Annotated in this window: 9 protein-coding genes; 6 read left to right on the top strand and 3 right to left on the bottom strand. The window is 60.1% G+C overall.

Annotation, left to right across the window (positions count from 1 at the left end; genetic code table 11):
• Positions 1-1,170 (top strand): glycosyltransferase family protein (locus E5W87_RS04115; RefSeq protein WP_292394291.1); only part of this gene is annotated, 1,170 nt, incomplete at its 5' end.
• Positions 1,171-1,201: 31 nt separating this feature from the next.
• Here E5W87_RS04115 and E5W87_RS04110 read toward each other — a convergent pair.
• The gene (locus E5W87_RS04110) at positions 1,202-1,873 is read right to left on the bottom strand and encodes a class I SAM-dependent methyltransferase (RefSeq protein ID WP_292394331.1); all 672 of its coding nucleotides are present in this window, start codon (positions 1,871-1,873) and stop codon (positions 1,202-1,204) included.
• An 82-nt stretch (positions 1,874-1,955) separates the two neighbouring features.
• On the opposite strand from E5W87_RS04110, the gene E5W87_RS04105 reads away from it, so the two are divergent.
• From E5W87_RS04105 to E5W87_RS04090, 4 genes are all read left to right on the top strand, one after another.
• Positions 1,956-2,273: a hypothetical protein gene (locus E5W87_RS04105; protein WP_292394289.1), complete on the top strand. Its 318-nt coding sequence runs from the start codon at positions 1,956-1,958 to the stop codon at positions 2,271-2,273.
• 17 nt (positions 2,274-2,290) lie between these two features.
• Positions 2,291-5,005 carry an ABC transporter ATP-binding protein gene (locus E5W87_RS04100; RefSeq protein WP_292394287.1) on the top strand — a complete coding sequence of 905 codons (2,715 nt, stop codon included), beginning with the start codon at positions 2,291-2,293 and terminating at the stop codon, positions 5,003-5,005.
• A gap of 191 nt (positions 5,006-5,196) precedes the next feature.
• Positions 5,197-5,646: a cyclic nucleotide-binding domain-containing protein gene (locus tag E5W87_RS04095; protein ID WP_292394286.1), complete on the top strand. Its 450-nt coding sequence runs from the start codon at positions 5,197-5,199 to the stop codon at positions 5,644-5,646.
• Positions 5,647-5,767: 121 nt separating this feature from the next.
• On the top strand, positions 5,768-6,622 hold the full coding sequence (locus E5W87_RS04090) for an MBL fold metallo-hydrolase (protein WP_292394284.1): 855 nt from the start codon (positions 5,768-5,770) through the stop codon (positions 6,620-6,622).
• Between the two features lie 114 nt (positions 6,623-6,736).
• On the opposite strand, the gene E5W87_RS04085 is transcribed toward E5W87_RS04090, so the two are convergent.
• Positions 6,737-7,513, bottom strand: coding sequence for a polysaccharide deacetylase family protein (locus E5W87_RS04085; protein WP_292394282.1), 777 nt, complete (start codon positions 7,511-7,513; stop codon positions 6,737-6,739).
• On the bottom strand, positions 7,510-8,598 hold the full coding sequence (locus E5W87_RS04080; RefSeq protein WP_292394281.1) for a glycosyltransferase family 4 protein: 1,089 nt from the start codon (positions 8,596-8,598) through the stop codon (positions 7,510-7,512). Before E5W87_RS04080 ends, E5W87_RS04085 begins: the two co-directional genes overlap by 4 nt.
• Positions 8,599-8,672: 74 nt before the next feature.
• Here E5W87_RS04080 and E5W87_RS04075 point away from each other — a divergent pair.
• On the top strand, positions 8,673-9,196 hold a 524-nt coding region (locus tag E5W87_RS04075; protein WP_292394329.1), incomplete at its 3' end, for a DUF3095 family protein.

Raw genomic sequence — 9,196 nt, 5'->3', positions numbered from 1 at the left:
GTCCAGCACCTGCTCGGTATCGGCCATCTCGCGCGCGCCAGCCGCATTGCGGCGGCTCTGGTCGATGACGGGTTTGACGTAACCGTCGTGACCGGTGGAGCGCCGATCGCGGGGTTTCCGGGACTGGGTGTAAAATCTGTAACCCTGCCACCTGTCACCTCCGGTGATGAAGGATTTTCCGGGCTCGTCGACCTGCAGGGCAAACCCATCGATGATGATTTCAAGAAATGGCGTTCAGATATGCTGCTGCAGGCATTCCGGGATTGCAGGCCTGATATTGTCATTGTCGAGGCGTTTCCATTTGGACGCCGGCAGATGCGTTTTGAACTCTTGCCGCTGATCGAGGCCATCGAGGCGACGTCGCCCAGACCGCTGCTGGCGACGTCCGTCCGTGATATCCTTCAGGAACGCGTCAAGCCGGGCCGAAACGAGGAAACGATCGATCTCATCAACAGGCATTTCGACCTCGTTATGGTCCACGGCGATCCGGCTTTCGCAACCATCGACAAGACATTTCCACTGGCTGGGGCGATCAGGGCCGAGGTCACCTACACCGGGCTCGTTGCCGCGCCGCGATCGCCCGCGACCTCCGAGCGCTTCGACGTTCTGGTGTCGGTTGGCGGCGGGGCTGCCGGAAAGAGCCTTGTCAGCTCCACCATCGCAGCGGCGCGGAATGCCAACAACGCTTGGAAATGGTGTTTGATCACCGGCCCAAACCTGCCGAAAGAGGAGTTTGACGCGACCGCACGCGATGCCACGCCGGGCCTATCCATCTTCCGATTCCGCGAGGATTTCGCCAGCCTGCTGACCGGCGCCCGCCTGTCAGTCTCGCAGGCGGGTTACAACACGGTCTGCGATGTCCTGCGCGCGGGTTGTCGCTCCCTGCTCGTTCCATTTGCAGCCGGCGGGGAAACCGAACAGACGGTTCGCGCCCTGATGCTCGAAGAACTCGGTCTAGCAACGGTGCTGATGGAAAAGGACCTGACGCCTGAAGGTTTGGCGAAAGCGATCGAACAGGCGTTCGTGGGACCGACGCCACCCGCGCATCGTCTCGATCTGGAAGGCGCGCGTCAGTCGGCGAAAATCCTGCGTGAGCGGTATCGAACCTGGTCCCTAAAAGTGGGGTCCAGTTTCGGAAAAGTATATGATCAAACAGACGATGGATTCTAACGCGCGTCTGGCGCTGCGCGGGCGAAATGCATTAAACAGTTCCAATCAGCATGAAGCGCGTATAATTTTTTGTCGGTAGTTCGCCGGAGAACCGCACCTCCCGCAGCGCCGCCATTGCTTCGAAGGCTGCAAGTGAAGCCACGCAGTTGACGTGCGTTGGCTCGCTGAAATAATCGTTCGATTGCAGCAGTACATTCATGCCCCGCGGAAGCAGAGCAAGCCAGGCGCGCAGATCGGCTATGTGTTCGCAGCTCGTATTGACCGTCAGGTCGGGCCGCCCGGCCGCATAGTCGAGCGCATACATATCTGCCGTCAGCGCCCGGAACCGGTCGCCTGCCTCCCGGTTGAGGGTCCGGGCGACCGGCGCGACTCCGGGATCGATGTCGATGCTATCGACCGCCGCGATGTCGAAGCGGGCGTCGTTGAAAAGCATTGCCGGCAATATGCCGTACCATCCACCCAGAACCCATATGCGCTCGAATCGGCCGCCGCAGCTTTCGAACAGCCTATCGAGCGCCCACATCTTGCAGGCGACCTGCTTGTGGTTGAAGGCGTTGGCGATATCGGCCTTCGGATGCTTGGCGACGACGCGCGCCAGCCCTGCCACGAGAGGGCAGTTGACATAGGCAGCAATTCCCCGCGTGAGGTCTAAGGTTTGCTCGTGCCAGTCCATGCCGGCATTGCGTGGTTGCGTGACATCCATCATATTCGCCTTGTATGTTGGGATTTCGGGCGACACAACGCAATCTTGCCTCGCGCAAGGCTGTTGATTCGCGGACGTGATTATGCTGCAAGCTGCTTCGCCATTGCCCGGTGCCGGAGAGAGCCTGTTGCATCTGTCCGGAGCATCGGCGTCCATCTGCCAGCACCAGCCGCGCAGCCGGGGCCTCGGCTATTCGCCAAAACCCTACGGAAGCCGCGAACCGTTCGGCCAGTTGCTTTCTTCGCTGATCAACCACGTCGTTGTCATCGAGGTTCCGTCCATCGTTGAGCGCAGGACAATCTCCGTGCACTGCAGCTTCGAGCTTGCCGCTGGCGACGAAGAAATCGCCGATACGCTATTCGCCAGCCGGTGCTTTTACATCCTGCATCTTTCCAATTGAAGGGTCCACAGCCGCATATGGAACCCAGCCTAGCCCGCTATATCTGGACGCACACCAAGAAGCAGCAACTCTGGATATTGATGATCGTCGTGCTTTCGATGATCCCGTATTTCATGTCCTTCGACCTGCCGAAGCTGATCGTCAACGGCCCGATCCAAGGTGGCGGCTTCGAGCAACCGGGCGCGACCCAGCCATTCATGAGGCTACACTATAACCTGCCGTTCATTGGAGAGGTCCAGTTCTTCTCCGGTTTTCAGCTCGACCGCAAGGAGACGCTGTTTGCCCTGAGCGTTGTGTTTCTCCTGCTAGTCATCATCAACGGCCTGTTCAAACTCTACATCAACACCTACAAGGGCCGCCTCGGCGAACGCATGCTGCGGCGTATCCGTTTCGATCTGGTCGATCGTGTGCTGCGGTTTCCGCCGGTTTACTTCAAGCGGGTGAAATCCGCCGAAGTGGCGACCATGGTGAAGGACGAGGTGGAGCCGCTGGGCGGCTTCATCGGCGATGCCTTCGTGCAGCCGGTGCTGCTCGGCGGCCAGGCGCTGACGGCCATGCTGTTCATCATGGTCCAGAACCTCTGGCTGGGAATGATAGCGGCCGTGATCGTGGGGATCCAGATCGTGCTCATCCCGCGAATGCGGCGGCGGCTGATCGTGCTCGGGCGCGAGCGGCAGTTGACGGCGCGCGCGCTTTCGGGCCGGGTTGGCGAAATCGTCGACGGCATCGGCGCGGTTCACGTCCACGACACATCAAACTACGAGCGGGCCGACATAGCTGCCCGGCTCGGGCTTATCTTTAAAATCCGCTTCGATCTTTACCAATGGAAATTCATGGTGAAGTTCCTCAACAATTTTCTCGCGCAGGTCACGCCCTTCTTGTTCTACATGATCGGCGGGTATCTGGTCATCCAGGGCCGGTTGGACGTCGGCCAGCTCGTGGCCGTGATCGGCGCCTACAAGGACCTGCCCGGACCGATGAAGGAACTGATCGATTGGGATCAGGCGCGGCAGGATGTCCAGGTCAAATATCAGCAGGTCGTTGAACAGTTTACCGCCGAGGATCTCATTGCGCCGAGAATCGGGGCATTGACGATCGACGATCCCGCTCCGATGACCAACCCCCTGTCGGCCATCAATCTGTCCATGGCAGACGATGGCGGTGCAATGCTCCTCGATCGTATCTCCCTCCAGGTCAAGCCGGGTGAGACGGTGGCGCTGGTCAGCACCACAACAGGTGGAGCGGAGGCGCTTGCAGAAGCCTTCGCGCGGCTGAATCGGCCGGACAGCGGAAGGGTCGCTTCGGGCGCCGACGATCTGCTTGAACTCCCCGAAGCAGTGACCGGCCGGCGCATGTCCTATGCCTCGTCGGATGTTTTCCTGTTCCAGGCAAGCCTCCGCGATAACCTGCTCTACGGGTTGAAGCATGCGCCGCTGACATCGATGACTTATGACGGTGCTGCGGCAGACCAGCGCCGCTGGAGCATCGACGAGGCGCGCCGGTCGGGCAATCCGGAGCTTGATATCCACAGCGACTGGATCAACTATGCTTCCGCCGGCGCTACCGGCCCGCACGACCTCTTTGAAGCCGTGCGCCGGGTGCTCGACGCGGTTGTTCTGTCGCGCGACATTCTGGATCTTGGCTTGCGCTCTTCGGCCGACCTCACGCGTCACACGGAGCTCGCCAGGCGGATCGTCGAACTGCGTGCGGCGCTGCGAACCCGGCTGGAACACGAAGGGCTGAGCGGACTGGTGGCTCCTTTCGAACCGGGCGCGTACAACAAGGAAGCAACGATCGGCCAAAACCTGCTCTTCGGCGCTGCCGCCGGCCCCGAACTGGCCGACAGGGCTCTGGCGGCCAATCCCTATTTTGCTTCTGTGCTGAAGCAAGCCGGCCTCGACCGCACGTTCTACGAAATGGGCATGGAGATCGCCGAACAGGCGATCGAGCTGTTCGCCGACCTGCCGCCCGATCACCAGTTCTTCCAGCAGCTCGCCTTCATGAGCGCCGAGGAGATACCCGCCTACGAAAGCTTGCTGCAACGGCTCAAGAACCGTCCCTACGAGGCGGTTTCGGAGAACGACCGCGCCATGATCATCACCTTGAGCTTTACCTATATCGAACCCCGGCACCGCTTCGGCCTGCTGAGCGACGAGCTCATGAGCAAGATCGTCGCTGCACGCAACCGGTTCTATGAAAACCTGCCGCCCGAACTGCAAAATGCAGTCGAACGATATGATCCTGCCAAATACATTGCCGCGGCTACCGTCATGGACAATGTCCTGTTCGGGCGTGTGGGCACCAACCATCCCGACGCGCCGGACCGCATACGCTCCATCGTCTATGATATTCTTGACGAACTGGGGCTTTATGCCGAACTTCTGGATGTCGGCCTGGACTTCAACGTCGGCTCCGGTGGCAGGCGGCTGACCGGTGGACAGCGACAGAAGCTCGATGTTGCCCGGGCCCTGATCAAGCGTCCCGATTTTCTCATTCTCAACCGGCCGCTGTCGGCGCTCGACCAGCGCATGCAGGATAAGGTGCTGCGAAACGTGCTCGAGGAAGCCAGACGCGACGGCCATTCGCCGGCAATTGTGTGGGTCGTGACGAATCCGGCAATGGCGATGATGTTCGATCGCGTTATCGTCTTCGACTCGGGTCGTTTGGTGGAAGACGGAACACACGAGACACTTTTGGCAGGAAGCGGTATCTTCAAGGAACTGCTGTCATAGAGCTTTGGACATTCAGATGGGATCAATCTGCCTGTGGGAACTTGTTGCAAGGTCAAGGGATTGAGGTTCGCGCCTGATCGGGCTCGCCACCTTCGCGTGGTTCGTCTCGTCATCCCGGAAACAGAATTGATTCCATCTGGGCGTCCGTTGCTCTAGTCTGGCAAACGCGAATTTTGGGAAGGTTTGCGACAATGCTGCTCAAGGATGAAGTTGGAATGCTGCAACGCGTTCCCTTGTTCTCTGCCATCGAGCCGACAAAGCTCAAGCTGCTTGCGTTCACATCCGATCGTGTGAGCTACAGCGCCGGCCAGATCCTTTTCCGGCAGGGCGACGAAGGAGACGCCGCCTATGTCATCCTTTCAGGCAGGGCGGATATTCTGGTCGATTCCGACAGCGGACCGATAAAAGTTGCCGAACTGGAGTCAAATTCGATTGTTGGCGAGATCGCCATATTGTGCAACAGCTCCCGCACTGCCACCGTCAGAGCGGCAAGTCCGCTGGAAGCCTTGAGAATCCGCAAGGATCATTTCCTGAGGCTTATGAGGGAGTTCCCGGAAATGACCATCGAGATATTGCGGGTTCTTGCCGATCGCCTAAGCCATACGACCGCGGATCTGATCGACGCACGAAGCGCCAAATAACGAAGACGTGCGCTCGATCCTCGCCGTCGTGATGGCACTGTCCTCTTGCTGAGAAGGTCACCCGGAGAAAGCCTGTCTCGCGTAGCAGCAATTGTTTGGCTAAGATGGGCGAAGGGGTAGCATGGACGACGACGTTTTCCTGGTCAGATTTTGGGGTGTGCGCGGCAGCATTTCGGTATCAGGGCCAGAATTCTCTCGCTATGGCGGCAACACAATCTGCATTGAGATGCGATGCGGTAAGCATACGCTTCTGTTCGACGCGGGCTCTGGCCTACGGCCTGCCGGCGGGGCGCTTCAGGCGTTGGCCGTGACCGATTTCGACCTGCTTTTCACCCATTGCCATTACGATCACATCATCGGGTTGCCTTCTTTTGCGCCGATCTATGACCGGAGCGTCAAGGTCACGCTTTGGTCCGGGCATCTTGCAGGACACATGACGACCCGGCAGATGGTCGATGAGTTCATGCGGCCGCCGTGGTTTCCGGTGAAACTGGAGATCTGCAAGGCAAGCCTCGACTATCGCGATTTCGTATCCGGAGACGTGCTTCGGCCGCGCGAAGGGGTGGTGGTCCGAACCGGCAGTCTTATCCATCCGGGCGGCTGCATAGGCTACCGGGTCGAATGGGGCGGCCGCGTCGTGGCGGTGATCACAGACACTGAGCACGAGCCGGACAAACTCGATCAGGCGGTGCTCGGCCTGATCGAAGATGCCGACCTCGTCATTTACGATTGCACCTACACCGAGGAGGAAATGGAACGCCGCCGCGGTTACGGGCACTCGACATGGCAACAGGGCGTCAAGCTCTGTGAGGCGGCCGGTGCGCGGGGGCTTGCGCTGTTTCACCACGATCCGACACGGACCGACGAGGAACTGGACGAGATCGAGAAACTGGCCAAAGACAGGTTTGCCGGCGCTTTTGCCGCGCGGGATGGCCAGACGCTCAAATTTCCAGTCTCATTGCGCAAAAAGCGCTGAGCTATTTTCCTGTGGAGCGGTTCACCGTTTCGCAGAAACGGCGAACCGCTCTATCTCTTTGTTTTGTCGCAATTCCCAAGGGAAAGCGCTACGCGCTTTTCCCGGGAAAACCGTTCACACTTTTCCTGGAACTGCTCTAGCGGCGCTGCGCCCGATCAATGTCCTGATCGGAAGCCATGCGCAGGCTTCAGTCTGTGCGGTGACTGTGAACAGCCGCTCGAGGAAGAGCCAGGCCGATTCATCATGTACGAGATGGTGGGTGAGCAGGCCGACCGGTTCGCCGCCGTCGATTGCATGCTGCAATTGCGCGATGATAGCCTGAACCAACAGGCCATGATCGCGGCAGCCGCGCGTGCCATGCCAATCCATGATGTCGACATTGCTGTTGATAACCGCAAGTGAAGCCGGCCTCGGCGGCCCATAGACCGACAATGCCGAAAATCCTATCGATCCAAGGTCGGATACCAAGCCGGCGTCGATCCTGTTCCAGGGTGGCACCAGCATCGGAACGGCACGTGCGCCGTGCAGATCGGTTACGTGCGTCAGCCCGCGAGCCAGATCATCGAGCACCACCTCGCGTGGCCGATGCGCGCCGAGCTCCTGCTTTTTCTGGTGCTCGGGCGCATGATTTCGGTGCGCCCAGCCATGGATGGCGACCGTGGCATGCGGCGCCTCGGCAAGCCGGACGACAAGCTTCTCATCAGTCAGGGCCGGAATGACGGCCAGAGTGAGTGGAACCGCGAATTTACCGGTGAGGTCGAGCAGCCGATCAAGCGCAGGCGTCGGATCCACGGCGTCGTCGTCGCGCAGCCAAAACTCTGCCTTACGGTCCGCCCGTTGCTGGCAGGCCAGTTCTTCCACCAAGGGCCGCCAGATCTGATCGGATGTCATGAAACCGGGATCTTCGCAAGAAGTTTGGCCAGACGCGCCGCTGCAGCACCGAGGGCACGTTCTTCGAGGATGAAACGCCTGGCTTCCGCGGCCATGATGGTTCTTTCGTCGTTACCGGTCAGAAGCCTTTCAATGGCAGAAGCGAACGCCGCCACATCGCCCGGCGGGGTGAGAAACCCGGTCTGGCCATCCCGCACGACCTCCGGCACGCCGGCGATGTCCTGAGCCACCACCGGAAGGCCGGCGGCCTGCGCTTCAAGATAGGCAACGCCATAGGCCTCGCCATAACCCGGCCAGACGTAAATTCCCCCACTGTAGAGGACATCCGGCACGGCGGCTGGCTCAATCGCGCCAAGCCATTCGATACGGTCGGCGGGCAAGCCGGCGAATTGCGCTTTGACCTCGTCACGGGCAGGCCCATCCCCGACGACCGACATGGTCCAGGGCAGGTGACCGATCGGACCGAGCGCCTGCGCCAGCATGCGATAGCTTTCGACTTTGTCGCCCGGGCGCATCATGGCGACGGTAACGAGGCGCGTTGGACAACCCCGTTCCGGCAGTCCCCGGAATAGCGATGTGTCGATGAAGGGCGAAAGCATACCGAAAGCGGCGTCGGGAATCGCATCTGTCAGTCCCTGACGATCCCTTTGCGTGAAGCAGATGTTTAGCGCTGCCTGTTCGACGGCTCGCGCCACCAATGCTTGTGTATCGGCCCACAAGCCGGCGTTGCGCCGCCTCGAATAGGAGGCTTCCGCTGTCACATAGGGGATAGCAAAGGCCGACGCCAGCTCGGGCCCGATCAGGTCGGGCGCCTTGTAATAGAGATGATAGGAGAACCAGAGATCGGGCTTGCCGTCACGATCCCAAAGCTTGGTCAGCCGCGCGGCCTCCTCTCGGGCCTCAATCTTGAGCGCATCGAAACTCTTCGACTCCGGTTCGCGTAGATATAAGCGCAATTCGGATGCCAGTTCGACGCTATGCCCTACATGCTCCAGCGCCTTGACCAGCATCCGTGCCATCTGGCGGTCGCCGGAGGCAACGGGGTGATTGGGTGACTTCAGCGGCGCGTAGAAAGCAATTCGCATCGCCGGACCCTATCATCGGAAAGCCTGCGCAAGTCAATTTCGAAGCATGATCGACTTCACCTTCAAGCACTGGAATGTGCTATCTGATGCTCATGGAAACAGCTGCCGCGTCCGACCCGTTTGTCGCTTCTTTGCCGGTTTTCGCAAGGTTCGAAAGCGTTGCCGATATCGATAACTATCGGCCTCTCCCCGATGGCTGGGCGCTGGCCACCGCAGACATCGTCGGCTCGACCAAGGCGATCGAGGCGGGGCGCTATAAAACCGTCAATATGGCCGGCGCCAGCGTCATTTCGGCGCTGCTCAATGCGCTGGGTAGGCAAGATCTTCCCTTTGTCTTCGGCGGCGACGGCGCGCTCGTGGCGTTTCCTAGCTCCGCGCTGGAGATCACCCGCAACGCGCTGGCGGCTGTCCAGAGATGGGTGGCGGACGAACTAGATCTGACCTTGCGTGCCGCTATCGTGCCGATAAAGGATATAAGAGCGCAAGGCCTCGACGTTCGCGTGGCAAGGTTCCAGGCCTCCGAAGCGGTCTTCTATGCCATGTTCGCCGGAGGTGGCGGCAGTTGGGCGGAAGCCGAGATGAAAGCGGGGCGCTACCG

This window comes from Mesorhizobium sp., assembly GCF_004962925.1.
Lineage (GTDB): Bacteria > Pseudomonadota > Alphaproteobacteria > Rhizobiales > Rhizobiaceae > Mesorhizobium.
Note: the sequence above shows the minus strand (reverse complement) of the source record. Positions and strands in the feature narration are given on the sequence as shown.